At 56.9% G+C, this 24848-nt stretch carries 21 protein-coding genes and 1 pseudogene; 9 read left to right on the top strand and 13 right to left on the bottom strand.

Translation table 11 applies throughout. From position 1 onward, the window contains the following. Positions 1–2 precede the first annotated feature (2 nt). The 3 genes from AC1965_RS18460 (at position 3) to AC1965_RS18470 (ending at position 5140) form a co-directional block, all read left to right on the top strand. Entirely contained in the window at positions 3–1397 is a 1395-nt protein-coding gene (locus AC1965_RS18460) for a M20 family metallopeptidase (protein WP_483887186.1), read from the top strand. A 375-nt stretch (positions 1398–1772) separates the two neighbouring features. Further along, positions 1773–3071 (top strand): acetyl-CoA C-acetyltransferase, encoded by a 1299-nt coding sequence (locus tag AC1965_RS18465; RefSeq protein WP_483887187.1) that lies wholly within the window; start codon positions 1773–1775, stop codon positions 3069–3071. After that, on the top strand, positions 3068–5140 hold the full coding sequence (locus AC1965_RS18470) for a 3-hydroxyacyl-CoA dehydrogenase NAD-binding domain-containing protein (protein ID WP_483887188.1): 2073 nt from the start codon (positions 3068–3070) through the stop codon (positions 5138–5140). Before AC1965_RS18465 ends, AC1965_RS18470 begins: the two co-directional genes overlap by 4 nt. A 44-nt stretch (positions 5141–5184) precedes the next feature. Here the strand turns inward: AC1965_RS18470 and AC1965_RS18475 are convergent, their stop codons facing one another. The 8 genes from AC1965_RS18475 to AC1965_RS18510 all read right to left on the bottom strand — a co-directional run bounded on the left by AC1965_RS18475 (position 5185) and on the right by AC1965_RS18510 (position 13895). Beyond that, positions 5185–6261, bottom strand: a complete 1077-nt coding sequence (locus tag AC1965_RS18475; RefSeq protein WP_483887189.1) for a C45 family autoproteolytic acyltransferase/hydrolase — start codon at positions 6259–6261, stop codon at positions 5185–5187. 18 nt (positions 6262–6279) lie between these two features. Beyond that, positions 6280–7377 carry a DmpA family aminopeptidase gene (locus AC1965_RS18480; RefSeq protein WP_483887190.1) on the bottom strand — a complete coding sequence of 366 codons (1098 nt, stop codon included), beginning with the start codon at positions 7375–7377 and terminating at the stop codon, positions 6280–6282. Next, positions 7313–8257 (bottom strand): ATP-binding cassette domain-containing protein, encoded by a 945-nt coding sequence (locus tag AC1965_RS18485; RefSeq protein WP_483887191.1) that lies wholly within the window; start codon positions 8255–8257, stop codon positions 7313–7315. Before AC1965_RS18485 ends, AC1965_RS18480 begins: the two co-directional genes overlap by 65 nt. A 361-nt stretch (positions 8258–8618) precedes the next feature. Further along, positions 8619–9485, bottom strand: a complete 867-nt coding sequence (locus AC1965_RS18490) for an ABC transporter ATP-binding protein (RefSeq protein WP_483887192.1) — start codon at positions 9483–9485, stop codon at positions 8619–8621. Then, positions 9482–10333, bottom strand: coding sequence for an ATP-binding cassette domain-containing protein (locus AC1965_RS18495; protein ID WP_483887193.1), 852 nt, complete (start codon positions 10331–10333; stop codon positions 9482–9484). Before AC1965_RS18495 ends, AC1965_RS18490 begins: the two co-directional genes overlap by 4 nt. 1 nt (position 10334) lies before the next feature. Beyond that, the gene (locus tag AC1965_RS18500; RefSeq protein WP_483887194.1) at positions 10335–11273 is read right to left on the bottom strand and encodes an ABC transporter permease subunit; all 939 of its coding nucleotides are present in this window, start codon (positions 11271–11273) and stop codon (positions 10335–10337) included. A gap of 3 nt (positions 11274–11276) precedes the next feature. Next, positions 11277–12200, bottom strand: coding sequence for an oligopeptide ABC transporter permease OppB (gene oppB, locus AC1965_RS18505; protein ID WP_483887195.1), 924 nt, complete (start codon positions 12198–12200; stop codon positions 11277–11279). A gap of 81 nt (positions 12201–12281) precedes the next feature. After that, complete coding sequence (locus tag AC1965_RS18510; RefSeq protein WP_483887196.1) at positions 12282–13895, bottom strand: peptide ABC transporter substrate-binding protein; 1614 nt, start codon at positions 13893–13895, stop codon at positions 12282–12284. Positions 13896–14214: 319 nt separating this feature from the next. Here AC1965_RS18510 and AC1965_RS18515 point away from each other — a divergent pair, with 319 nt between their 5' ends. Then, positions 14215–15054: an IclR family transcriptional regulator gene (locus AC1965_RS18515; protein ID WP_483887197.1), complete on the top strand. Its 840-nt coding sequence runs from the start codon at positions 14215–14217 to the stop codon at positions 15052–15054. A gap of 108 nt (positions 15055–15162) precedes the next feature. Next, positions 15163–15916, top strand: a pseudogene (locus AC1965_RS18520) (IS6 family transposase). A 199-nt stretch (positions 15917–16115) separates the two neighbouring features. Here AC1965_RS18520 and AC1965_RS18525 read toward each other — a convergent pair. The 3 genes from AC1965_RS18525 to AC1965_RS18535 are packed head-to-tail and all read right to left on the bottom strand — an operon-like array spanning position 16116 to position 18441. Continuing rightward, on the bottom strand, positions 16116–17180 hold the full coding sequence (locus tag AC1965_RS18525) for a 2Fe-2S iron-sulfur cluster-binding protein (RefSeq protein ID WP_483887198.1): 1065 nt from the start codon (positions 17178–17180) through the stop codon (positions 16116–16118). Positions 17181–17182: 2 nt separating this feature from the next. Continuing rightward, positions 17183–18175 (bottom strand): cytochrome P450, encoded by a 993-nt coding sequence (locus AC1965_RS18530; RefSeq protein ID WP_483887199.1) that lies wholly within the window; start codon positions 18173–18175, stop codon positions 17183–17185. Continuing rightward, entirely contained in the window at positions 18172–18441 is a 270-nt protein-coding gene (locus AC1965_RS18535; RefSeq protein WP_483887200.1) for a hypothetical protein, read from the bottom strand. The genes AC1965_RS18530 and AC1965_RS18535 overlap by 4 nt, the downstream gene beginning before the upstream one ends. Positions 18442–18553: 112 nt before the next feature. Between AC1965_RS18535 and AC1965_RS18540 the strand changes: the two genes are divergently transcribed. The 4 genes from AC1965_RS18540 to AC1965_RS18555 are packed head-to-tail and all read left to right on the top strand — an operon-like array spanning position 18554 to position 21857. Then, on the top strand, positions 18554–19360 hold the full coding sequence (locus AC1965_RS18540) for an alpha/beta fold hydrolase (RefSeq protein ID WP_483887201.1): 807 nt from the start codon (positions 18554–18556) through the stop codon (positions 19358–19360). A gap of 21 nt (positions 19361–19381) precedes the next feature. Further along, positions 19382–20476 carry a Zn-dependent alcohol dehydrogenase gene (locus AC1965_RS18545; protein WP_483887202.1) on the top strand — a complete coding sequence of 365 codons (1095 nt, stop codon included), beginning with the start codon at positions 19382–19384 and terminating at the stop codon, positions 20474–20476. Between the two features lie 3 nt (positions 20477–20479). After that, positions 20480–21181 (top strand): type 1 glutamine amidotransferase, encoded by a 702-nt coding sequence (locus tag AC1965_RS18550; protein ID WP_483887203.1) that lies wholly within the window; start codon positions 20480–20482, stop codon positions 21179–21181. Positions 21182–21200: 19 nt separating this feature from the next. Next, positions 21201–21857, top strand: a complete 657-nt coding sequence (locus tag AC1965_RS18555) for a GntR family transcriptional regulator (RefSeq protein ID WP_483887204.1) — start codon at positions 21201–21203, stop codon at positions 21855–21857. An 80-nt stretch (positions 21858–21937) separates the two neighbouring features. On the opposite strand, the gene AC1965_RS18560 is transcribed toward AC1965_RS18555, so the two are convergent. Continuing rightward, the gene (locus AC1965_RS18560) at positions 21938–23254 is read right to left on the bottom strand and encodes a glutamine synthetase family protein (RefSeq protein WP_483887205.1); all 1317 of its coding nucleotides are present in this window, start codon (positions 23252–23254) and stop codon (positions 21938–21940) included. Between the two features lie 62 nt (positions 23255–23316). Beyond that, on the bottom strand, positions 23317–24843 hold the full coding sequence (locus AC1965_RS18565; protein ID WP_483887206.1) for an APC family permease: 1527 nt from the start codon (positions 24841–24843) through the stop codon (positions 23317–23319). Positions 24844–24848 lie beyond the last annotated feature (5 nt).

A 24848-nucleotide genomic window follows, 5' to 3' on the forward strand; every position in this document is an offset into this window, starting at 1 on the left:
ACATGAGCCGCGACACCGTGATCGAGACGATCTCAAGCTATTTCGACAAAGGCACCTTCCAATCCAATCTGGCCGACCTCGTCGCCTACGAAACCGAAAGCCAGAACCCCGACCAAGCCCCCGAACTGATGCGCTATCTAACCGACAGCATGCAGCCGCGCCTGAGCGCGCTGGGGTTCACCTGCACACTGCACGACAACCCAGACCCGCGCGGTGGGCCGCTGTTGATGGGAGAACGGCACGAGGCGGACACCCTGCCGACGATCCTGACCTATGGCCACGGCGATGTGATCCGCGCCCAGACGGACCAGTGGCGCGAGGGGCTGCACCCGTTCAAACTGGTCGAAGAAGGGGACCGGCTGTATGGCCGCGGCACCGCAGACAACAAGGGCCAGCACCTGATCAACATCGCTGCCCTTGAGGCGGTGTTGGCGACGCGCGGCAAGCTGGGGTTCAACTGCCGCATCGTGATCGAGATGAGCGAAGAAACCGGCAGCGCGGGTTTGCCTGAATTCTTTGCTGCGCACCGCGACAAACTAACGGCCGATGTTCTGATCGCCTCTGACGGGCCACGTCTGCAACCCGACGTGCCGACGATGTTCATGGGGTCGCGCGGCGGGGTGACGTTCGATCTGATTGTCGACAAACGCGACGGCGCACATCATTCGGGCAATTGGGGTGGCCTGCTGGCCGATCCCGCGATCATTCTGGCACAGGCCCTTTCCACGATCACTGACAAGCGCGGCCAGATCCAGATCCCCGAATGGCGCCCCGACAGCCTGACACCGTCGGTACGCGCCGCATTGGCAGACCTGCCGATCCAGAGCGACGATGGCACCGCCATCGACACCGACTGGGGCGAAGAGGACCTGACCCCGGTGGAGCGCGCCTATGGCTGGAACAGCTTTGCCATCCTCGCGATGAAAAGCGGCGTACCCGAAGCGCCGGTCAACGCCATCTCGGCCCATGCCAGCGCCGCCTGTCAGTTGCGCTATGTCGTAGGGACCGATCCCGACGACATCCTGCCGTCGCTGCGCCGCCACCTCGACAAACACGGGTTTGAGGATGTGCAGATCGTGCCACACGACCGCGGCTTCTTTCGCGCCACGCGGCTGGATGCGGGTCACCCATGGGTTACCTTCGTTGCTGAATCGTTAACCCGAAGCGCCGGGCGACCCCCGCACATCCTGCCCAATCTGGCCGGATCACTGCCCAACGACAGCTTTTCCGACATCCTTGGTCTGCCGACGGTCTGGGTGCCACATTCGTACCGCAGTTGTTCGCAGCACGCCCCGGATGAACATGTGCTCAAACCCGTCTGCCGCGATGCCCTGCGTTTGATGGCCGGGCTGTTCTGGGATTTGGGCGAAGGCAACACACCCCAGCGCGACACCTGATCCCTTGGCGCGGGGGGTACGGCCGGTTTATCCCCGCACCCCCCGCGCAAAAGTCGGCCTGCGCATATCGGTGCCGATGCCCTGGACACCGACAAACGATCAGGAACTGATCCACGCGGCGGCGCGTTCTTTAGTTAAGGAGAACGTCATGCCAAGTCTTCGCGCGCAAGCCCTCACCAAAACAATACATCAATGGGCCAAAGGGGCGCTGCCCCCCCTGCCCCAACCCGAATGCAGGGCACTAATCGCCCGCGATCCCCGCCTCAAGGCAGTGCAGTTTTCGGCCGGCCCTGCCGCACAGACATTCTTGAACAGTCCGGTGCAAGTGCTGCGCACCACGATCAACGATCGTTTGACCAATCAAGGGGCCGTTCAATGACCAATCGTCACGGCCAGCGCGTCTTTCTCGTTGATGGGGCGCGCACCCCGTTTCTCAAGGCCCGCAATCGCCCCGGCCCCTTCACCCCCGTTGATCTGGCGGTGCAATGTGGCCGCCCCCTGCTGGCGCGCCAGGCGTTTGATCGCACGGCATTTGACCTCGTGATCCTCGGCTGCGTCAACGTCATCGCAGATGAAATGAACCCTGCCCGCGTTGCGGCCCTGCGGCTGGGTCTAGGCGACGCGATGATTGCCTTTACCATGCAGATCAACTGCGGGTCGGGCATGCAAAGCATCGACACCGCCTACCGCTATATCCGCGATGGATCACACCAGATGATCCTTGCGGGCGGGGCAGAGGCGCTTAGCCATGCGCCGTTGGTTTTGCGCCAATCCGCCGTGGAATGGTTCGGTCGCATGAACGCCGCCGCCGGCCCGCTGGATCGCGCGCGTGCACTGGCGGGGATCAAGCCCGAGTTCTTTAAACCCGTCATCGGGCTGGAACGCGGACTGACCGACCCGATCACCGAATTAAACATGGGCCAGACGGCGGAAATCCTTGCCCACCGGTTCGGCATCGACCGCGAAAGCGCGGATGCCTACGCTGTGCAAAGCCACCAGCGCCTTGCCGCAGCACAGAGCGCGGGGCGGCTGGACGACGAAGTGATGCCCGCCTTTGACCGCGACGGCACGCTATACGACCATGACGATGGCGTGCGCCCCGACAGCGACATGGCAGCCCTCGCCAAACTAAAACCCGTTTTTGAAAAGCCCCACGGCAAAGTGACGGCGGGCAATTCCAGCCAGATCACCGATGGTGCAAGCTGGTGCATCCTCGCCTGTGAACGCGCGGTAGAGGCGCATGGACTGACGCCATTGGCAGAGATTACGGACAGCGAATGGGCCGCAGTTGATCCGTCGATCATGGGGCTTGGCCCCGTGCTATCGACCACACCGATTGTGCAGCGGCATGGATTGGGCGTTGATGACATTGACCTGTGGGAGTTGAACGAAGCCTTCGCCGCGCAAGTGCTGTCCTGTCTTGCCGCCTGGAATGACACCGATTTCTGCCGCGAGGTGCTGGGCTACGATACCGCCTTTGGCTGCATCGACCGGGACCGGCTGAACATCGACGGCGGCGCCATTTCACTGGGGCATCCGGTCGGCACCAGCGGCAACCGGATCGTGCTGCATCTGGCCAATGCGATGAAGGCACGCGGCGCAAAACGCGGGATCGCCACCGAATGTATCGGCGGCGGTCTGGGTGGGGCGATGATGCTGGAGGCAGTTCAATGACCGGGCACGTTCTAAAACACCTTGGCGAAACGAAACTGGAACTGGGCGCTGCAACCACACAAAAAGGCAACTGGCGCGCCGGGCGCGATGGCGACGGCATCCTGTGGCTCGCGCTGGACAAAAGCGGCGGCAGCACCAACACGATTTCGGCTGATGTGATCCGCGACCTTGAAAAACACGTGGCAGAGGCCGAAGCCGACCTGCCTCGCGCGCTGGTGATCCGCTCGGCCAAGGCCAGTGGCTTTGCCGCCGGGGCCGACATCACGGCTTTCGACAGCATGACAGACGGCAATGCAAGCACCCTACTGAAACAGGAGCACGACGTGCTTGACCGGATCGCGGCGCTGCCCTGTCCGACGGTCTGTGTGATCCATGGTGCAGCCCTTGGCGCAGGGTTCGAACTGGCGCTGGCCTGCGCCACCCGTATTGCGGTGACGGGGGCCTCCTTTGGCTTTCCCGAACTGATGCTGGGCTTGCATCCCGGCCTCGGCGGCACCTTTCGCCTGCCCGCTCTCATTGACCCGACCGAAGCCATGACAATGATGCTGAGCGGCAAGACGGCACATACCGAGCGCGCAAAATCGCTTGGCATCGTTGATCAGGTGGTCGAGGAACGCCATGTTGCCGCCGCCGTGCGTGCCGCCATCGCGGGCAAGATCACCCGCCATGAGCCGGGTCTCAAGGCGCGCGCGCTTGGCTTTGAGGCGGCGCGCAGCCTGATCGCGCGCCAGATGCACAGCCAGACTGAACAGCAGGCCCCCGCCGAACATTACCCCGCCCCGCACGCCCTGATCGAGCTATGGGAAGAGCACGGGGCCGACCGCGACGCCATGCAGCGCGGCGAAATCGCGTCCTTTGCCAATCTGTTGAAATCCCCCAGCTCACGCAATCTGCGGCGGGTGTTCTTTCTGCGGCAACAGCTTAAGAACGCGGGCCGGGGCAATGACGACATTGCACATGTCCATGTCATCGGCGCGGGCGCCATGGGTGCCGAGATTGCTGTCCTGGCCGCGATCAGGGGCAAGACTGTCACACTGGGCGATCTTCACACCGATCCGCTGGGACGCGCCATCACGCGGGCCGCCGCAATCTGCCGCGCCAAACACCTGAGCGGTATTGCCACCCGCGACGCCTTGGACCGGCTGATGCCCGACCCGCGCGGCTATGGCATCGCCCGCGCCGATCTGATCGTCGAAGCGGCCCCCGAAGACATGGGGATCAAGCAACAAATCTATGCCGCGCTCAAAGGTAGGATCAAGAAAGGCGCGATCCTGGCCACCAATACCTCCAGCCTCTCGGTCGATGATCTGGCGGCTCATGCCCCGACCAAATCGCGCTTTGCCGGGCTGCATTTCTTTAATCCGGTGTCAAAGATTGATCTGGTCGAGGTCGTGCAGGGTGCTGCCACCAGCGACAAGACCACAAGCCGACTTGCCGCGTTCTGCGGCGCCATCGGCAAACTGCCTTCCCGCGTCCGTGACCACCCCGGTTTCGTCGTGAACCGCGCCCTGACCCCATACCTAATGGAAGCAATGGCCCTGATGGACGAAGGCGTTCCGAAAGAGGTGATCGACAGCGCCGCGATGCGCTTTGGGATGCCGATGGGGCCGGTCACCCTGGCCGATCAGGTGGGATTGGATATAGGGCTGCATGTCGCGCAATCGCTACGAGACAGACTTGATGACCCGATGACAGAGATATCGGACTTACTGCGGCAAAAGGTTGAGGCGGGCGATCTTGGCCGCAAGACCGGACGCGGCTTTTACGACTGGTCGGACGGCCCGCCGCACCTCTACAAAGAGGACGTCGGCCCTGACGGTCTGACCGACCGGCTGATCCTGCCAATGCTGAACGCCCTTGTCGAAGTGCTGCGGCTTGGCATCGCGAAAAACGCGGACCAGATCGACGGCGCCATGATCTTTGCGACCGGCTGGCCACCTTTCCGCGGCGGGCCGCTGCACTATGCCAAAACCCGCGGCATTCGCAGGATCACCTCTCGGCTAAAGGAGCTGGAAAAGGCACACGGACCGCGCTTCGCGCCGAACGACGACTGGTTCAGCCTGGGCTGACGCGCGGCAGAGATGCCTAGGCCCGGCGCCATAGTGCAGGCGCCCTACGCCGCCTCCAGAAACGCGACCTCCTGCCAGGCAGCACTGCCCGCGGTGCCCTGCCGCATGCGGACGCTTGTGCTGTCGCCCAAGGTGTAATGCACGGTGGCAAAGGTGCTGGACCCACCGTTCGTCTTGGCCCGCATACACAGCGGCGCATCGGCGTCATCGAACAGCGCCTGAACGTCCCCGGCGTTGGCAAGGCTGTCTTGCCGCTGGTCCAGCCAAGCCAGCCGCAGCGACGAGCTTTGGGTGAACCCGCCCGACCCCAGCCGTGCCAGTGCCGTGGCGTCGATGTCGGTGCTGGCCAGCGGATGATTGGTATGCAGCAGCCTGCCACTGTCTGGGACCGCAAGCGGCGTGCAGGATGTGGCGGAACATTCCAGCGATGTAATGCCTGCACGGGTGGCCAACGCATAATGCTGGCCACTGGCGTGTTGCACCCCCGCCAGCCGCGCCTGTGCCGCTTTGCTGTCACGCGCGCCAAGGGCGTGGCGCATGGCAAAGGCAACGGGCAACCCGGCGGACGCATGGTGTAGCATCAGCAGCGTGTTCACCCCAATCGCCAGACCTGCCGCATTGGCCCCGGTCAGCCCGATCATCCCCGCCGCGCTTAACACGATGGTCTGCGCCATGTCCGCCCCGCCTAGGCGCAGCGCCACTTGTGACCCTTCCATATGCGCAGGCAAATCCATGTTCTGCGCTAGGACATGGCCACCGCTGACCGGTTGCGCAATCAGGCTGCATCCGGGTGGCGGGGCCGTGGTGGCGGCATCATACCACCATTGCTCATCCATCAGATTATAGGCCGCTACCCGCGCCAGCGGTTGCCCTGCCCCCTCGGCGATGCCACGCAATTCGGTCATCAGGTCCGGCGTCTGCGCCTCGGCGGTCTGGATCAACGTGGTATCGGCCAGAAACTGCGCACAATAGGAATCAATGTCCTTGGGCGCGCGCGCACCCAGTCCGGCCATCGTCGCCACTTCCCAGGCCGCCAATGCCTGTGAAATTTGCCCGCGCAGCGCCTCGCCGTGGCTGAGGCCGCGCAGGCGCGGTGTGCCGAAACAATCAATGATATCCATTTTCCTCCCCCCCCCCCGCTAAGTCCGCTGATACCCTCTAACCGCAGCCATCAGCGCCGCAGGGTTGATGGCGCGCACAGGTTTGCCTGCCGGTTTCACCGCGATGCGGTCCTGCGCTGCGATCATTGCGTTGACGACAGCTTCTTCTGTCGCCTGCACGGCAGCGCTGTAGAAGTGATCAAGATGGGCATCTTTCAGCGCCACCAGCTCCATCACATCGGGCACATGCCAAGGGTTGCTCTGTGGATTGGCGGTGCTGAAGGCAAGAAAGATATCACCCGAGCTGTGGCCCCCAATGGTGCCATTGCGCCCTATGCCGATGCCCCCGCGCCGTGCAAGCCGGTCAAGCTGATGTGGCAGCAACGGCGCGTCGGTGGCGATCACCACGATGATCGACCCCAGATCAGTTGGGTGGACCAGATCATCGGTCATCATCTGCCCCACAGGCACGCCCGACACCTCAAACGCGGGGCGGGTGCCGTGGTTCGCCTGCACCATCACCCCCAGATGATAAACCGCCCCCGCAACCTCGATCCGGCGCGAAGCAGTGCCGGTGCCAGCCTTGAACTCATAGGCGATCATACCCGTCCCGCCGCCGACATTGCCCTCGGCCACCGGGCCGCTGGCAGCTGAATTCAGCGCCGCCCACGCATGGGCCTCGGTCACGCCGCGCGCGTTGATGTCGTTCAATACGCCATCGTATGTTTCACCCACCACAGGCAGGCACCACATATGGTCTGCCTCAAACACGGCTGGGTAGCGGTCGATCATCCAACCCACGGTGGCGTGACTAACGATGCCGACAGCATGGGAATTGGTGAGCATCACCGGCCCCAGAAACCACCCCAAATCCTTGATGTGATGTGACCCCGTCAACTCGCCATTGCCATTGAACGAATGAACCCCGGCCCAGACCGGTTCGATCGCGCCGCTGACCCCACGCGGGATGATGGCGCTGACCCCTGTGCAGAGCCCCTTGTGGACCCCCGGCACCGCATCTTCGATCACGGTCGCGAACCCGACGGTAACGCCGGGTACATCGGTGATCGCGTTAAAAGGGCCGGGCGTGCCGAGGAACTGCACCCCGATGTCGCGGGCGCGCGCAGGAGGGATCATAAACTGTCATCCTTTCGGTCGGGGGTCGAGATCGGGCGCATCTGGCTGCTGGGTTCATAGGGAAACGGGTCGAAATGCGCCGCAAGGTCGCGACCGACAGCATATGCGGCGTGTATTGCCGCGGCCAGGCGTTGTAACGGTCGCTGATCATGATCAGCGGAATGTCGCGGCGCAGGCACATGTCCGCAATCTTGACCGTCTCATGGGCATAGACCAGACGCCGTAAAAATCGGCTGACGGTCATTTCGCTGACGCCCGCGCCATTGGCCAGATCGGCGGCGGTCTCGAACGGCAGGTTGTCGAAATTGCGCTCTACGCACAGCGGCACTTCGCTTTCCGCCTTGGTCACCCGTTCGCGGGCCGGGCCGGTCGGTTTTGCGGCGCCCCCCGGCAAATGCGGAATGGCGTCGATCAACTGCCGGGTATAACCCTGTTGCGGATTGTCAAAGACCGCGGCCGTCGCGCATCGCTCGACAATCTGGCCCCGCCGCATCACGATAACCGTATTGCACAGCCACCGGATCGCGGCGAGGTCGTGGCTGATAAAAATCATGGCCAGGCCGCGCTCCTTTTGCAGCTTCAGCAATAGGTCCATCACCTGCGCCGGCAATGTCACATCCAGCGCCGAGATCACCTCGTCCGCAATCAAGACACGCGGATCAAAGGCCAAAGCCCGCCCGATGGCAACCCTCTGACATTCTCCGCCCGACAATTGGCGAGGAACGCGGTCTGCCAGTTTCTTAGGCAACCCTACCTGTCCCATCAGATCACGGACCCGCCCCGCCACCGCTTCTTTTGCGCGCAGCCGGTGCCGCCGCAGTGGTTCGGCGATCGCGGCATCGACGCGCATCCGGGGGCTTAACGCCTCGTAGGGACGCACCGTAAACTTAACGCACCGGCTCTGTTGACATGCGAAGGCAAGGCACGACCAAATCTAGCCCTTCATCGCTCTATCACCGCCACCGTTTCCCGTCAGCCAACGCGGCAGCGAGAGAGAGCGGTGAAGAGATTCAAATCCCCGAGCCAGTTACAACGATTTCTTTTCATCCATGATCCGATTGCCAACTTGTTCCAGCTTCCTTGCCACAAAATGACATCCACTGGTTTGCGTGAAATGAGATCACTTGCGACGCAAACTTGGCGCGAAATCGCACTGGTTAGAGCAGTATAGCTTCCGGGTACGGATAACTCATTGGCCAAGTTAAGTTAAGTTTACGGTGCCGTGGCCGCTGCGGGTCGGATTATTGAGCATTTAATAATCGCTGCGCCCGTCGGGTCTGTCGGCGCTGCGTCTCGATCGCAGGGTCGGGGATCGGCACCGAGGCGATAAGTTTTCTGGTATAGTCATGTTGGGGATTTTCGATCACCTGCCGGGCTTCCCCCAGTTCGGCGATCTTACCAAAATACAGCACCATGATGCGATTGCTGATATGTTTTACCACGCTCAAGTCATGGGCAATGAACAGCAATGAAAGGCCGAGTTCTTTTTGCAGTTGCATCAGCAGGTTCACCACCTGTGCCTGTACCGAAACATCCAGCGCTGAGACCGGTTCGTCACATACGATTAGCTTGGGATTGGTGATCAGCGCACGGGCAATCCCGATACGTTGGCATTGCCCGCCCGAAAATTCATGGGGATAGCGGTTGATATGTTCACCGCCCATGCCGACCTTTTCCAGCATCGCAACAACCTTGTCACGCTTGGCCGACTTCGACAGTTGCGGCATGTGGGTGTGCAGCGGTTCGGCAATAATATTGCCCGCCGTCATGCGCGGGTTAAGCGCGGCAAGCGGATCCTGAAAAATCATCTGGATATCTTTGCGGCGCGCCTGCATGTCTGAACGGTTCAGTTTCAAAAGATCCTGACCCATCCACAGCACCTGGCCGTCCTTTGCCGGAACCATGCGGATAATCGCGCGGGCCAGCGTGGATTTGCCACAGCCGCTTTCGCCCACGATGCCCAGCGTTTCCCCCGCCTTCAGATCAAATGAAACATCATCAACCGCCTTGAGCACTTCAGGCCGGGCAAACATCCCGGCGTCCTTGCGCCGGATCGGATAATGAACAGCAAGGTTGCGCACAGACAGCAAAACGGGTGCGTCAGTCATCGGGCGGCCCCTTTGGATTGGGTGGTATTTGTGACGGCGGTGATCGTCGACAGTGTTTCAACATCGCGGTCAAGACGTGGCACCGCCGCCAACAAACCTTTGGTGTAGGGATGTTCAGGTGCGGCGAAAAGACTGACGGTATCGCGATGCTCCATGACGTTGCCGCCATACATGACGAGCGTTTCGTCGCAACTGCCTGCGACAATGCCAAGGTCATGGGTGATCAGAATAATAGCCATGCCAAAATCGTCGCGCAGATCGAGCAAGATATCCATTATCTCGGCCTGTACTGTCACGTCCAACGCAGTTGTCGGTTCATCCGCGATCAACAGCTTTGGCCGGCACAGCAGAGCCATCGCGATCATCACACGTTGCCGCATGCCGCCTGAAAACTCATGCGGGTACATGCTGATCCGGTCCCTGGCATCCTTGATCTTGACCGCATCCAGCATTTCGACAGATTTGGCGATTGAATCGGATTTCGACATGCCTTTGTGGTGGATCAGCACCTCGGCCATCTGTTCAGAAATACGCATATAGGGGTTGAGCGACGTCATGGGGTCCTGAAAGATCATCGCAATATCATTGGCGCGATAGGCATTCATCCGCTTTTCAGGCAGGTTCAGGATTTCCTGACCCTCATAGCGCACAGACCCCTCCAGCAGCGCGTTGCGCGGCATTAGCCCCATGATCGAAAACGCCGTCTGGCTTTTGCCCGAGCCGCTTTCACCGACGATGGCAAGGGTCTGCCCGGCATCAATACCAAAACTGACGTCTTTGACCGCGTGTACGATACCGTCATTGGTGTCGAATTTGACCGAGAGATTGGATACTTCGAGCATGGACATATCAGCGATCCTTCGGGTCCAGCGCGTCGCGCAGACCGTCCCCGACAAAGTAAAAGGCAAAGAGCGAAATCACGAAAAAGAACAGCGGGAACGCCAGTTGCCAAAGGGTGCCGTATTGCATCGTGCCTGCTCCTTCGGCGATCAACGCCCCCCAACTTGTGTTGGGTTCCTGAACGCCCAGCCCCAGGAACGAAATAAAGCTTTCGTAAAGGATCATCAGCGGCACCAGCAGCGTGGCGTAAACCGCCACAACGCCCAAAAGGTTCGGCACGATGTGGCGAAAGATGATCTTGTACCCTGGCACGCCGATTGCACGGGCGGCCTCGACAAACTCTTTTTTGCGCAGGCTCAGCGTTTGGCCCCGCACAATCCGCGCCATCTCCAGCCATGAAATCAACCCGATACCGATGAACAACATCGCAATTGAACGGTCAAAGATGACCAGAAAAAGGATCAGCACAAACATATAGGGGACAGCCATCAGAATATCGACGGTGCGCATCATCAGACCATCCGTCATGCCGCCCACGTATCCCGCCGTAGCCCCGAAAAGCGTGCCAACGACAACCGCGATCAGGCTGCCCACCACGCCCACCATCAGCGAAATCTGCGTGCCCTGTACCGTGCGTGCAAACAGGTCGCGCCCCAGATCATCGGTGCCGAAATAATGCCCGTTGGCGATAGAAGGCGCACCAAGCTCGGCCGCCTGACCAATAACCATAAAGTCGATCTCGTTGTTTGAATACTGCGCCACATATCCGCCTGCAAAGGCAAAGACCGTCACGAGGATCAGCACGATCAACCCCGCCACTGCCGCTTTGTTGTGCATAAAGCGTTTGCGCGCATCTGCCCACAGCGATCGCCCGCGGATGTCGCTCGGGATCTGTTGCGCCGGGCCGCCATTGGCGGGGTCGTGCAGGTTACCCTTTTCTGCCAGCATGGTTTAATACCTGATCTTGGGGTCGATCCATGCATAGACCAGATCGACGAGAAGGTTGAAAATGATGGTTAGACTGCCAACCAGGATGGTGATCCCCATCATCACCGAATAATCCCTGTTCAGCGCGGCGTTCACGAAAAACAGCCCCATGCCCCCGGTGGAAAAATACATATCCACCACGACAGAGCCGGTGATCATCAACACAAAGCTTGGCCCCAAATACGAAACCACAGGCAACATCGCGGGTTTGATCGCATGGCTCATTATAATCCGCCACTTCGGCAGCCCTTTGGCGCGGGCGGTGCGAATATGATTGCTGGTCAGCACCTCGAGCATGGATGACCGCATGATGCGTGCGATGGATGCCATATAGCTGGTGGACAGGGCGATGATTGGCATGATCATGTAACTGGGGTCGCTAAAGCTCCAGCCGCCACCGGGCAACCAGCCCAGCCAAAGGGTGAACACCAGCACAAGGATCGGCGCCATGACAAAGTTGGGCAACACCTGCGCGCCGATGGAAACCCCAACGGCAAAGTAGTCAATCCAGCTGTTGTGATAGATGGCCGCAAATATACCCAATGCCACCCCTGACAAAAGGGACACGACAAAGGCGATACCGCCATATGTCAGGGTCACGGGAAACCCTTGTTGCAACACCTCGTTCACGGTCCGGTCTTTGTAGGTGAATGACGGGCCGAAATCGAAGTGAAAGACCACATTTTTCACATAGGTGAACATCTGTTCATACAAGGGTCGGTCCAAGCCATATTTCGCTTCGAGGTTGGCCAGAATTTCGGGCGGAACAGCGCGTTCTGATGTAAACGGCCCGCCCGGGGCGGCATGCATCAGCAGAAACGATATCACGATCAACACCAGGATTGTCGGCACTGCCACCAACAGGCGTTTTAAGAAGAACTTGAGCATCAGGGAATGTCGTCCGCTAGGATAAGGCTATGTTCGGGTGCCGACAGTCACCGGCACCCGTAAAGTCAAGCAATGGGAGGCTTACTCAACGATATACATATCCTGCGCGTACCAGCTTTGCATAAGGTTATTTGCGGGCCAGCCGCGCACATCCTCCTGCACCATGATGGCGCTGGTGTATTGGTAAATCGGCGCAAAAGGCATGTCGCGCGCCAAAATTTGTTCCGCTTTGGTGTAGTTCGGATTTGGCTCCGCCATGGTTTTGGATTCTGCCATCAAGGCATCATATTCCTCGTCCGAAAAACCCGAAACGTTGTGGCCCGAATAGGACGTCAACAAATCAAGATAGGTGGATGCCTCGTTATAATCCCCACACCATGCGTAGCGCGCGATTTCATAATCACCGTTTTGCATGTTTGTGGTGTGCACCTTCCATTCCGCGTTCTGCATCGACACGTCAATGCCAAGTGTCTTTTTCCAGAACTGAGTTACGGCGATGGCAATTTTCTTGTGCGATTCATCCGAGTTGTAGCTGATCGTCAGGTTCAGCGGCTTGTCAGGACCATAACCCGCCTCAGCAAGCAGTTCTTGCGCCTTGGCGTCACGTTCTTCTTGTGTCCAGGACGCATAATCAATCTCAGGAAGCTCAAAACCAGCGGTTTTCTGATGGGTCAGGTTGTAGGACTGGAACTGACCACCCTGCAAAATACGGTCGGTGATAACCTCGCGGTTAATCGCATAAGACAAAGCCTTGCGCACGCGAACGTCTTTCAGCGCTTCGGGGCCTTTTTCGCCCATATTGAACCAATAAATATAGGAACAGCTATAAGGGGCCGAGATTGCCTGATCTGAATACTCCTTGGCCAGGCGTGGATATTGGCCCGACGGGATGTTCGTCTTGTCCAGTTCGCCCGCCTGATAACGTGTCAGCGCCTGGTTTTCATCGTTGATCACCAGCGCGGTAACCGTTTCGATGGTGGTATTTTCATTGTCCCAATAATTGGGGTTACGCACGGAAACAACTTTTTCACCGGAGCGATATTCAGACAGGGTATAAGCCCCATTTCCCACCATGTTTTCGGGTTTTGTCCAGTCATTGCCGTGGGCCTCAACCGTCTTTTGCGGCACAGGGAATGCCACCGACAGAACGGTCATGGCCGGGAAATATGGCAGTGCGTTTTCGATGGTGACTTCAAAGGTTTTGTCATCCACGGCACGAACGCCAAGCTGATCCGGGGCCATCTCGCCTTTGACCACGGCGCTGGCATTGGTGACGCCCATCAGTTCCATGTACCACGCATATTCAGAGGCGGTGGCCGGGTCGACCAGGCGACGCCATGAATAAACAAAATCATGCGCCGTTACCGGATCACCATTGGACCAGTTTGCATCACGCAGATGGAAGGTATAGGTTCGCTTGTCTTCGCTTACGTCGTAACCCGTGGCCGCACCGGGAACGATTTTGCCCTCAGCATCTTCGTTCATTAGCCCTTCAAAAAGCTGGCGGATGACGCCGAAACCTTCGACATCGGTGTTGATCTGCGGGTCAAAGGATTTGATGTCATCCAGCAGGCGATACGTAAATTCCTGTTTCTCAGCTAGGGTTTCACCGTTGATCTGTTTGCCGGCCGCCATCGCGTTGCCGGCCAGTGCCGCGGCCAATGCCACGGATATTATAAGTCTAGAAGTTTTCATGAAGTTCCTCCCGAGGGCAGGCCGTTCAGCAACCTGCAGATTATGTCTTATGAGATCGCTTTGGCGCGTTGTCGCCCGGCGGTGTCCACCTGTTGCAAACCTTGCGGCGATCTTGTGACACGCGGAGAATTGACTCCTTAGTATCGCATGTCAATACTAAGTATCAGTACCAGTCGATACGGTTGAGTTTTCGCTTATCCTGTTGAATAAGAGCGGGTGGTCACCCAAGGGTGACGGTTGTTTTAATGAGTCACGACGATAAACGTGGGCGCGCGCCGTATAAGCATATTCACGCTCGTTTCGAGCCAAAGGAATACTCATGACCAACGCCTCTGGCCGTGTTCGATCAGGTGACCCAGAAGGGGCAAAGATCCCCGACACCTTGTCAGAGGCAGAAACAAGTCCGCTGTTCATCGGCGCGGTGGGCAAGGCGTTTGTCGTTTTGCAGGCATTTACCGGGTCGAAAAAGCCGCTCAGCCTAAGCGAGATAACTGCCGCCACGGGGTTGGGAAAAAGTGCTGCCCAAAGGTGTTGTTACACGTTGGTTTCGCTTGGCCTGCTGGAACGAGACGCGCAAACCCGATTGATGCGCCCATCCGTGCGGATGCTTGAACTGTCGTATTCCTATCTAGCAACCGATCCGATCACGACCGTTGCAGCGCCCTATCTGCTCAAGGCGCGTGACAGTTGCAACCAGGCGATGAACCTGGGGATTCCGCTGGATCAGGACATCATCTATATCGCGCGCTTGCGCAGCCGTCAGTCGCATATCATCAACCCTATCGTGGGCGGACGGGCACCGCTGTTTTGCACGTCGAGCGGTCGATCGTATCTGTCGACGCTCGAGAATGAGGAGATCGACCGCATCCTTGATGCTACAGATCTTAGCCCGATCACGCGACACACCGTCACGCAGCGCGACGAGTTGTACAAGCGGATCGAATTTGTTCGCACACATGGTTATGCGCTGGCCAATCAGGAATGCATTCCCGGCGAACTTACCGTTGGTGCGCCGATCTACCAAAGGCCCGGGGTAGCGGTAGGCGCTATTAACATTTGTGTATCCACCCCCTCGTGGTCATTGGAGCGGGTCGAAGAAGAACTGGCCCCGCTGGTTACTCAGACTGCACATGGGATTTCGATGGCACTGTCCACCTGACCGAATGGTGCATTAGAGTTGCCATCAGATATTCCGGCCCGCGGTGCGTACCTGTAGCCATGGTATTGCCAAGTTGTTGGCCGGATCTGATTTGGATAAGAAAATCTGATGAGCATTCCGACCCATATGCCGCGCCTGGAAGGGCTTCCGTTTTCCTCGCGAGATCGTCGGTTACACTGTTTGGGTTTACTATCGGTTTGCCCTGAGCACGGCTGATGTGGAAGACCTGTTGGCCGCGCGGGGCGTGATTGTTAGCCGGGAAGCGATCCGGCTATGGGTCAATCGCTTTGGTCGGCATTTCGCAGATTGCATCCGTCGAGATCGACCGCGACCGAACGACAAGTGGCATCTGGACGAAGTTGTGATCACAATCCGTGGCAAAAAGCACCGGCTGTGGCGCGCGATCGACGCCAATGGCGACGTACTCGATTTTCTTGTTCAAACGCGTCGAAACGCTAAGGTTGCAAAGCGGTTTTTCAAAAGGCTAGTCGCCAAGTTCGGCGAACCGAGGGTGAGCATCGCCCCCTCTCGTGACATTGCATTCGCAATGCACTGTCGGGCAATGGACAAACGACGCAGCTATATCAAGCCGATCAAAACTTTGACCCCGGACGCCGGCCACCGTGCCCAAAAGAGCTTAAAAAGCGCGATTGAAGTTTCCTATCGACCGACACGCAAACGAGAGAAGATACTCGGCAAATTTAAATCCCACCGGCAGGCTCAGAGGTTCCTGTTTGCGCATGATCCTATCAACCTCATCTTTCACCCACGCCGCTCGCAACTCACAGTAATCTTATACCGCCATGCCCGCTCGGATGCCTTCAGCCTCTGGGCCGACTACACCTATGAAATGGCCGTATGATCCTGCCTTTTCAAAGGTTCACAAGTCGACGCCAACAACTTGGCAATACCCTCCCATGAAGTACTTGCCCCATAGTGCTTCCTTCTGATGACGAAAGAAAACTGTCCACCATATAATGGGATCAAGCAGCCAGTATAGAACCTCGAAATATCAAGCCGCCCGACAACAAACTTACGGTTCTTACGTGGCTACATCCCTATCAGACATCCAACTCAAGGTCGCTTTCTGGAATGCAGCAGCATAATAGTGCATAGCCTTCGGCGGGACGCTCAAAGGGTTCTTGCGGATAACTGACATCGCCAGACAGGACCTTGGTTTTGCAAGTGTCACAGGTGCCAGCGCGGCAACTGAAATCAACCATCACTCCATGTTCCTCGGCAAACTCCAACAGATTTTCCAACTCAGGGTCCCAATGAGTTTCAAGACCTGATTTGGCAAATTTGATCGTTGGTTGATCCTGCGCTTCCGTGGATGCTCTGGGCGGCGCGGCCACCGCGTTTTTTGGCTTTAAGACACTGGCAGGGCCAAAGAATTCGTACGAAATGCGGTCCGTTTGAACCCCCATGTCGTGAAGCAAGTCATACATAGCCTGCATGAATGGCCCTGGGCCGCAAAGATAAAAATCACATTCGGCTTCAGGCAAAAGGCGGGCCAAAAGGGTCCGGTCGACAAAGCCTGTGCTGTCATAGTGCGATCCCTCTTGGTCAGCCTTTGCTGGGTTACGGTAGACAAAGTGGGTTTTGAAATGGGGATGGTTTTGTGCAAGCTCTCGCATTTCTTTCCCCATGGCGTGCAGAGGGCCGTTTTCACAGGCATGGATGAATAACGTGTCGCGCGTGGAGGTCGCGGCCAGTTCATGCGCCATCGCAACCATTGGTGTAAGGCCCACACCACCACTCAGCAAGACCACAGGCCGTGATGAGGCGCGATCAAGGGTGAACTGCCCCATCGGGCCAACGGCCCGCAAGGTATCGCCAACTTTTACAGAGGTGTGAAAGCGCGTCGACATAATCCCGTCGGGCAGGTCTGATGAGGGCGCTGTTTCGTGCTTGATTGTGACACGAAGGCCGTCCCTGTTCTTTCCCGAGATCGAATATTCGCGACGAACTTTGCCTGCGATTTCGCAAACCTGTTCAAAGATCAGATATTCGCCCGGCACAAACTCTCGTGGCAGAGGCTTTTTGGGTGACAGATAGTAGGACGTGATGATCTCGGATTCAGGGACAACCCGCGTCACTTCGAATTCGGTAAACTTGTCCTGCATGCTCATGCCCCTTTCGTCAGGCGAACCTGCAAATGCTCGACCCCGTTGACAAAATTGGTGCTCACAAACTCCGGCTCTCCGACCACCTCTATTTTGATGTCGCGTGCCAGAATTTCCTCGAGAAGAACCTTCAATTCGAGGCGTGCCAGACCGGCGCCAAGACAGGTATGAACGCCGCCACCGCCATAGCCAGCATGGATCGGCATTCTGGGGCGGGCGATGTCGAACTTCGTCGGATTATCAAAACGGGTATCGTCAAAATTCGCACTGGCATACCACATGACGATACGGTCGCCCTTTGCAATTTTGGCACCTGAAAGCTCGGTATCTTTTGTAGCGGTGCGACGGAAATAGAGGATTGGCGAGGAATAGCGGACCACTTCTTCCACCGCGGTATCAATCAGCGCGGGGTCTTCTTTAATGCGAGCAAATTCTCCGGGATGCTCTGCGAGCAGCATCGCCAAATGGGACATGGCTGTGCGGGTGGTTTCGTTGCCAGCAAAGATCAACAAACGAAAGAAGTTTGTGAATTCTTCATCGCTAAGTGTTTCGCCGTCGATCTCGGTTGTAACCAATTGCGATACCAGATCATCGCGAGGTTCTGCCCGGCGTTGCTCGCCCAACTTTCGCGCATATTCACGCAGGCCGTGGGCCGCAGGGCTATTGAAGGGCAGCAGGCGCAGTGGTGTAGTGTTCCCATATGCCGTTGGATCCATTACCTCGGTCGAGGTGCCGGCCACAAGTTGATCGGTCATTTCGATCATTAGATTTCGATCTTCTTCTGGCACGCCCAACATGTCGCAGATGATCCCGATCGGAATGGGTTTTGATACCTGCTCAACCCAATCACCACCGCCATCCGCCAGCATTGTATCCAAAAGGGCGCCTGCCCGACTGCGGATCACATCGGCATAGGTTTTGAGCACCCGCGGGATGAAACCCGGATTCACCAAGCGACGCAATCGGGTGTGATCAGGCGGATCCATATCAATCATCGAGGCGCGAGCGCTAAGTGCGTCATCATCAATGTTATAGATTTGGATGTCCCAACGGCGGATGAAAAGGTTTCGGTGTCACGGCTAACCGCGACAACATCATCAAAGCGCCCAACGCTCCAGAAGCCAGCATCAGGCCCCTCAGTTGGCAATGGGTTCCAAGCCAGCTTTGGCTCGCTGCGCATCGCGGCGAAGGCGGCTTGGGGAATGCCGTGGTCAAAAGTTGCCGGATCCGAAAGGTCGGCTTCGAGTTGGAATCTGGTCATTTCTGTCTCCTCCCGCAGCCCCCTGTATATCGCGATATGGGCTGTTGTTGTTTTATAGTGCATACTGTATTCATGAATACACTGGCAACCCTTAGCTTAATGGGAGACATGAATGGCGGATGTGAAATTAGGGGAAATTGCATGGGAAGAAGCTGAAAATAGAGACAAATCACCACGCGATACGATTATTTTCCTTCATGCAATGGCGGGTTCTGCCACGGCATGGGAGCCGCAAATGGCTGCGTTTTCGGATACCCATAGATGTGTTGCCTGGGATTTGCCGGGCTTCGGTGATTCTGCTGATCCTGCCGAAGATACGGACATGAAGGATATCGTTGCTGCCCTAGCCCGCTTCGTGTCTGATCAACTGGGCCTCTCGTCTGCCCACTTTGTTGGATTGTCTGTTGGCGGCATGATTTTGCAGCATTTTGCTGCGGCGCACCCAGACATGACCAAGAGCATCACGATTTTGGATAGTTCACCGAAATTTGGATTTGGCGGCGATATGAAGCCAGCCGAATTTGCCGATCCTATCCTTGCAGACCTCAAGAGCGGCACCACTGTTTGCGAATTCTCTGACGGGATGATCCGCGCTATTGTGGGCACTGATTGTCCTGAAGCCGTCAAACTCGACTGCATTGCCGCGATGTCCCGCGCCCGGCTTTCTGGGCTGGCACTGACAACCCGGCTGATTGCGGATCATGATGCTTTAGATTCCTTGGGGGCAATCACCTGCCCTGCGCTTGTTATGGTAGGTGCGCAAGATACAGAAACGCCGCCCGCCTATGCCTACGAGATTGCACAACGGATTCAAAACGCCAGTGTCACGGTGATCCCAAAATCCGGGCATATCGTCAATCTGGAGAACCCGAAGGCGGTGAATGCCCGTCTGCGGTACTTTCTTGAGCACGCGCTTTAGGTCCGACTGAAAGGGAACGATATGAAAGCAGCTATTCTTAAAGAATTCGGTCGGGATCTGGAGATCGAGAACATTCGACTTGGCAATCCCGCCCACAACGAGGTGCGAGTCGAGGTTGCGGCTACTGGCCTTTGTCATACCGATCTTCATTTTATGCGCGGCCACCTGCCGTTATCTGTGCCTGCGGTGTTGGGCCACGAAACGGCTGGTGTGGTGCGCGCGGTCGGGGCTGGGGTAAGCTATCTCAAGCCCGGTGATCATGTAATCGGTTGCCTCTCTGCGTTTTGCGGATGTTGCGAAATGTGTCTTTCTGGTCGCCCGTCAATTTGTGAGCACCAGGACAGCCTGAATCGCGGTCAGGACGACGCCCCGCGTATCAGCACGGCCAACGGGCCCGTTTCACAGTTTATGAACCTGTCGGGCTTTGCCGATGAGATATTGGTGCATGAGCACGCCCTTACCAAAGTAGACAGCGCCATGCCGTTGGACCGCGCCGCACTTATCGGCTGTAGTGTGATGACCGGATGGGGGGCGGTGACGCGAACTGCCGAGCTCAGAGCAGGTGAGACAGTGGCCGTCTTTGGGTGCGGCGCAGTTGGATTGTCTACCATACAGGCAGCGCGAGTAGCTGGGGCTGTGACGATCGTAGCTGTGGATCTTAATCCCGGCCGCCTGGCCTTTGCACAAACGCTGGGCGCAACGCATATCGTGAACCCCGCTGAAGATGATGCCGTTGGCGCAATTATGGCCGCCACAAACGGAAAAGGGGTTGAGGTCGCATTCGAAGCCGTGGGGAACAGCAAGCTTGTCGAGCAGTGTTTTCTAAGCACCCGAAAGGGAGGCAAAACAGTGATGATTGGCCTGATGGGGTTAGAGGAAAAGATTGCCCTTCCCTTTGGTCACTTCATCGCGGAACGCAAAGTGATGGGCTGTGACATGGGGTCAAACCAATTCCGGACCGATATGCCAAGACTGGCGCGGCTTTATATGGATGGCCGACTCAATCTTGATGACATGCTGACAGCCCGCCTACCGCTTTCGCAAATCAACGACGGATTTGCGGCAATGGATCGTGGCGAAGGCATCCGTACCATTATCGACTTTTCACTGGAGTAAAATATGAGGATTGGAATTCTGCAAACGGGGCGCGCTCTGAGTGAATTGGAAGCTCGACACGGTGACTTTGACACGTTGTTTATCAGCTTATTGGCGGATCAGGGATTTGAGTTCGAGACATTCGCCGTGCTCGACGATGATTTCCCAACAAGTCCGACAGAGTGTGACGGCTGGCTTATCACTGGTTCGCGATACTCTACCTATGATGATTTGCCCTGGATCGCGCGTTTGGAAGAATTCTTGCGTGGGGCATATGAAGCTGACGCGCCAACCGTCGGCATTTGTTTCGGCCATCAGGTCCTCGCACGTGCCCTTGGCGGAAAAGTTGAGAAGTCAAAAAAAGGCTGGGCGCTTGGCCCGCATGAATACACTTTTGATGATATCGCTGAACCTGTCATTATCAACGCTTGGCATCAAGATCAGGTCGTTGAGCTCCCGCAGGGGGGCAAGACCGTTGGCCGGTCGGACTTTTGCGAACATGCGGCCATAATCTATGGCAAGCGCGCGTATACAGTTCAGGCACACCCAGAGTTTCATAATAACTTTATTGCTGATCTGATTGATATGCGACGCAGCACAGTTCCCGCCGACCGGGTTCAGGACGCCGAAGAGCGGCTAACAGTGACCAAGCCCTCGCCGGAAGTCGTCGCACAAATCGTATCTTTCTTCAAAGAGCGCAATATTGCTATAACGGAAGGCAACTGATCAGGAGGCGCCGCTATCCGTGCTAGGACTTCAGAAAATTGTGACGCCCCGCAAAAGGCTTGCTGAACTCGTCTATGAACAGATTCTGGCCGGGCTTCAGTCCGGCGAGATCGGGCCGGAAGATCGGCTCCATCAAGAACGGCTCGCTGAGTTGTTGAGTGTTAGCCGTACGCCCGTACGCGAAGCTTTACTGCGACTGGAGCAAGAAGGCGTGCTTGTCTCTACAACAAACGGTGGATTTGAGGCGCGCAAGATCAGCCCCTCGGACGTGCGCGACATTTATCAAACCCGACAGGCTATCGAAGGTTTTTGCGCAGGATATCTGGCCCAGACCATTGACGCCAAGGCGCTGCAAAAGCTGCGCGAGGTTGTTCTAACGCAAGAACAAACAGTGGCCGGCACCAGCCAGGCCTATTACGAGGCAAACCGCGTTATTCATCGGGCGTTTGTAGAGGCCACAGGGAACGTATACCTTATCGAAAGCTTTGACGCGTTGTGGAACCGCAGCCTGTCTCTTCGTATTTTTCAAACAATGAGTAAGCCATTGTTAGCCGCATCATTGGACGGGCATCTGGCGCTTTGCGATGCATTGGAAACCGGAAGTTTTGAACAAGCCCAATCAGCGATGCATGAGCATATCTCTGATGGTCGCGTGCTACAGCTACAGGCAATCTAGATTTAGCCGGCAACAACAGGTTGGTTTGCACATCCGGGCAACCTTGGGCGCTGGTACGACGCCCAAGGTCAGCTTTGGTATTATAGATTTCGCGCGTAACGGGCGGTTTCAACAGGTGTTACCTGCGCATTGACAAAATCGCGTTCACGGCGCGATTGCTGAAGTAGAATAGCCAAGCCATCTTCGCCCATAACCCGTTTCATGAAGTCGGAGTTTGCCGCCAGATCAATGGCGTAATCTATGGTCGTTGGGATTGGATCGACGTCTGTCAATTTACAGGCATCACCTCCGGTTGCAGGTCCCTTGGGTGTCATACCCGCCTCGATCCCATCCAACCCGGCGGCAATTTCGCATGCCAACAGATAGTAGGGATTACAATCTGCTGCTGCATCGCGCTTCTCGATACGCACCGCATTGTCACTACCGTCAATTATGCGCAGCGCGACCGTACGGTTATCATAGCCCCAAGCCGTATTCACGGGGCAAAAGACGCCGGGCCGACGGCGCCGATAGGCGTTTGGCGTGGTGGAGGTCGCAAGCGACATTTCCGCCATACGTGCCTGCATTCCAGCCAAGAACGAAAGGCCAAGGTCATTCATTTCACCGTCTTTGGCAAAGACGTTCTTGCCGTCTTTCCAGAGCGAATAATGTGTATGAAAGCCACTGCCTGACTGGTCGATAAACGGCTTTGCCATAAAGGTCGCATGGTAGCCTTCGCTTCGCGCAATATCTTTGATGACGTTTCGGAACACGACAACACGGTCTGCACCCAACAACGCCTCATCATAGCGCATATTCACTTCGATCTGACCACAGGCATATTCTGGGTTCGATTGCTCAATCGGAATACCGATTGCCGCCAGGTTGTTGCGGATTGGCCCTAGAACATGGTCTAGTTCTGCAGACAAATTCAGACCATAAACATCAATCTTGGTTTGCTTGGGCAGCAGTGTCTCCGGGTCGAGAAGATAGAACTCCAGCTCCGTGCCTACCTGAACCTCGAAACCCATTTCCTTGGCGCGGTCGATCTGACGGACAAGGGCATTTCGTGGATCAATTGGCACGGGCTTGTGATCCATCGTTTCCGTGTAGGCTGCGCAAATTGCCACGCCGGGCTCCCAAGGGCAGGCGACGGGGGCGGAGATGGGAAACATATGCATATCCGGATAGCCATTATCCATATTGCAATAGGGCGTGTCCCAGATATCGCAGGTCATATCCATTGCGAACATAGCGCTGATGATCGCAATCCCGCTTTCGCAGGCAGTTTCCCAGTGTTGTGCCGGAATGCGTTTTCCACGCATCAATCCATTGAGGTCACCGAAGCCCATAGCCACGGTATGCGTTCCCTCTGGCAGCTCGAAGAACGGTTTTGGTTTCTTCTCAGTCGTAGTCATATTTTTCTCCAGTGAGCTGGGGAAGGGCCATTTTTGTGCACTGGCCCTTCCATTTCACAGCTTCAGTTCAATATTTTACCGAGGTTTTCATATGTCTCTGGCTTGTTGGTTTTCAGCCAGTTGGTGAAGACCATGCCCAAGAACAGCAATCCTGCGATAACAAGCGGGAACGACTTCACGATTGGAGATTCCGTACCGCTGACAAATTCGATATTTGATACGAGCAAATAGAGACAGGCTGACAGGGCCATCACCGAGAAACCGGGTGCCGCCGATCGGCGCCAAACACTTACGCCACGATCATCACGATTGAAGAATACAATCACCGAGACAGAGACTAGAATCTGGATCATCAGAATCCCGATCGCTGTAAAGCCGGACGCCCACCCAACAATTTGCACAGGATCAAGCGCCATCAGACCCAGCAGGGTTAGGATGGCAGACATCAGCAACACTTGCACTAAACCTGCAACATGCGGGGATTGGTGTGCGTCGTGCGTGTCTGACAGACTTTTGTGCAACAATCCCTCGCGGCTAACCACGAAGAAGTAGCGATTGACCGTATTGTGGAACGACAGCACGCAGGCAAACAGACTGGTGATCAATAGGATCTGGAGCATAAGACCGAAGGCACCCCCCAATAGGCCCTCAATCTGAACTTGGAACAGACCAGTGAAGTCATTGGTTGCGGCTTCAACGATGTTCGAAGGACCGTATGCCAAAGCGATAATCCACGTCGAGAAGGCGTAGAACACCGCGATCAGCGATACTGCCAAAAAGGTTGCCCGTGGGATCGTCTTACGTGGTTCACGTGCTTCTTCCCCGAAAATTGCCGTGGCTTCAAACCCGATGAATGCTGAAACGATGAACACTAAAGAGACGCCAAGATTGCCGGATGTCACAGAAGATGGACCGAAAGGTGCTAAGGTGATGCCTTCGGGGCCTCCGCCGCTAAGCAAAACTGCAACGCCGAGCAGCGCTAAAATCGCTACTTCTGCAATCATCAGGACGCCCAGGACTTTACCCGATACTTCGATCGCACGGCGCCCGGTGCCGAAGACTGCAAAATGGAGCACAATACTGCATAGCCACCACGGTATATCAAGCCCGAGCCATTGCATCAGGAACTCGTTTGCAAAAACTCCGAACAAGGCGGTCGCCATTAATTCGACCGATAGATAGGTCGCGATGGACGCCAATGCGCCGCCAACGCCAACCGGCTTACCCATGCCCGCCGAAATATAAGGGTAAAAGGAAACGGCCCCGCCGATGTGGCTGCTCATGGCCGTAAATCCGACACTAAATAGGACGTACATCAAGCCAACCATGATAAAGGTTAGCGGCACGCCAGTCCCGTTACCGAAAGCGAATGCGTAAGGTGTAACTCCTACGACGACAGCCAGCGGAGCCGCTGCTGCCATCACAAAAAAAACGATATGCCAGACACCAATGGCGTCCCGGCGAAGCTTACCTTCTGATGGTATTACTGTAGACATTTCTTCCCTCCCTTGCGCGTTTTTACCTTCAAGAAGCACTTGAGCTTCAATCCGGCGTGTATTGGCCAGCTTAATGCGCGTTATATCTGGCAATGCTC

This window comes from Sulfitobacter sp. KMM 9851 (assembly GCF_057178245.1).

Coding starts and splice junctions, on each gene's coding strand:
- AC1965_RS18460 (WP_483887186.1), top strand. CDS start 3: ATGAGCCGCGACACCGTGATCGAGACGATCTCAAGCTATTTCGACAAA.
- AC1965_RS18465 (WP_483887187.1), top strand. CDS start 1,773: ATGACCAATCGTCACGGCCAGCGCGTCTTTCTCGTTGATGGGGCGCGC.
- AC1965_RS18470 (WP_483887188.1), top strand. CDS start 3,068: ATGACCGGGCACGTTCTAAAACACCTTGGCGAAACGAAACTGGAACTG.
- AC1965_RS18475 (WP_483887189.1), bottom strand. CDS start 6,261: ATGGATATCATTGATTGTTTCGGCACACCGCGCCTGCGCGGCCTCAGC.
- AC1965_RS18480 (WP_483887190.1), bottom strand. CDS start 7,377: ATGATCCCTCCTGCGCGCGCCCGCGACATCGGGGTGCAGTTCCTCGGC.
- AC1965_RS18490 (WP_483887192.1), bottom strand. CDS start 9,485: ATGACTGACGCACCCGTTTTGCTGTCTGTGCGCAACCTTGCTGTTCAT.
- AC1965_RS18495 (WP_483887193.1), bottom strand. CDS start 10,333: ATGTCCATGCTCGAAGTATCCAATCTCTCGGTCAAATTCGACACCAAT.
- AC1965_RS18500 (WP_483887194.1), bottom strand. CDS start 11,273: ATGCTGGCAGAAAAGGGTAACCTGCACGACCCCGCCAATGGCGGCCCG.
- oppB (WP_483887195.1), bottom strand. CDS start 12,200: ATGCTCAAGTTCTTCTTAAAACGCCTGTTGGTGGCAGTGCCGACAATC.
- AC1965_RS18510 (WP_483887196.1), bottom strand. CDS start 13,895: ATGAAAACTTCTAGACTTATAATATCCGTGGCATTGGCCGCGGCACTG.
- AC1965_RS18515 (WP_483887197.1), top strand. CDS start 14,215: ATGACCAACGCCTCTGGCCGTGTTCGATCAGGTGACCCAGAAGGGGCA.
- AC1965_RS18525 (WP_483887198.1), bottom strand. CDS start 17,180: ATGCAGGACAAGTTTACCGAATTCGAAGTGACGCGGGTTGTCCCTGAA.
- AC1965_RS18530 (WP_483887199.1), bottom strand. CDS start 18,175: ATGATTGATATGGATCCGCCTGATCACACCCGATTGCGTCGCTTGGTG.
- AC1965_RS18535 (WP_483887200.1), bottom strand. CDS start 18,441: ATGACCAGATTCCAACTCGAAGCCGACCTTTCGGATCCGGCAACTTTT.
- AC1965_RS18540 (WP_483887201.1), top strand. CDS start 18,554: ATGGCGGATGTGAAATTAGGGGAAATTGCATGGGAAGAAGCTGAAAAT.
- AC1965_RS18545 (WP_483887202.1), top strand. CDS start 19,382: ATGAAAGCAGCTATTCTTAAAGAATTCGGTCGGGATCTGGAGATCGAG.
- AC1965_RS18550 (WP_483887203.1), top strand. CDS start 20,480: ATGAGGATTGGAATTCTGCAAACGGGGCGCGCTCTGAGTGAATTGGAA.
- AC1965_RS18560 (WP_483887205.1), bottom strand. CDS start 23,254: ATGACTACGACTGAGAAGAAACCAAAACCGTTCTTCGAGCTGCCAGAG.